Source organism: Vibrio sp. YT-19(2023), assembly GCF_033337395.1.
The window spans coordinates 1-908 of sequence record NZ_JAWOQN010000241.1; the positions used below are offsets into that span (position 1 = coordinate 1).

The 908-nt window shown below is 46.8% G+C and carries 1 protein-coding gene; it reads left to right on the plus strand.

Annotated features, from left to right (window positions below):
- Window positions 1-900, plus strand: a 900-nt coding sequence (locus R7E78_RS25135; RefSeq protein ID WP_318058473.1) for a LysR substrate-binding domain-containing protein, incomplete at its 5' end; no start/stop codon positions are given.
- Between the last annotated feature and the right edge of the window lie 8 nt (window positions 901-908).

Here is a 908-nt window from a genome sequence, read left to right on the forward strand (position 1 = left end):
GGTTTATGGTTGTTTAACCAAGTGGCGGCACATGCCAGTTTTACGGGCGCTGCTAAGCAACTACACCTTACGACAGGAGCTGTAAGCCAACAAATAATCCACTTAGAAGAGTCGTTAGGTTTTACTCTTTTTGAACGCCACTCTCGAGGGATCCGCCTCACCGAAAAGGGAATACAACTGCAACAAGCCACGCAGTTGCATTTCTCTGAGTTAGGCAAGTTGCTTGATGATCTGAGAGTAGAAAAGCATATCAATGAGGTTCGCTTGAAGCTCACTCCCTCATTCGCCTTTAAGTGGCTAGTTCCTAAACTCGAAAGCTTTCAACTAGAGAACCCAGAAATTCAAGTGCAGATCTTTGCGGAAGGAGCGCTAGTCAACAGCGATTTGAAAGACTATGACGTCGCCATTGACTACGGCCTTCACCCTTATCGAGACCATGATGCCGAGTTGATTCTCGATGAAAAATTGCTGCCAGTGATGAGCCCTAAATACCTTGAGGATCATCGGTGGCTAAAAACTCCTTTTGGTGATCAAACATCGTTTATGTCTGCGAATCAATGGCAAGCGGCTACGTTGTTGCACGACGCGATGCCGTGGGAAAAAGCGACACGTGATTATGAGTGGTTGTATTGGGCTTCGGCAATGGGATTGGATTTTAAAACCGATGTTGGTCACTTTTTCAATCGAACAGACATGGCGATGTCTGCGGCGGAAGCTGGAGTCGGGATCGCGATGGCACGCATGGCGTTGATTGAGGATGAATTGACGACGAAACGTTTGGTTTCTCCATTCGCCCCCATTCCTGCCAATGCTGGGTATTACTTGATCATGAATACAAGAAGCCAGTCAACTGAGCGATTTAGAGAGTGGCTTTTGAAGCAGATTGAGTCACGACGATGATTTAAGTG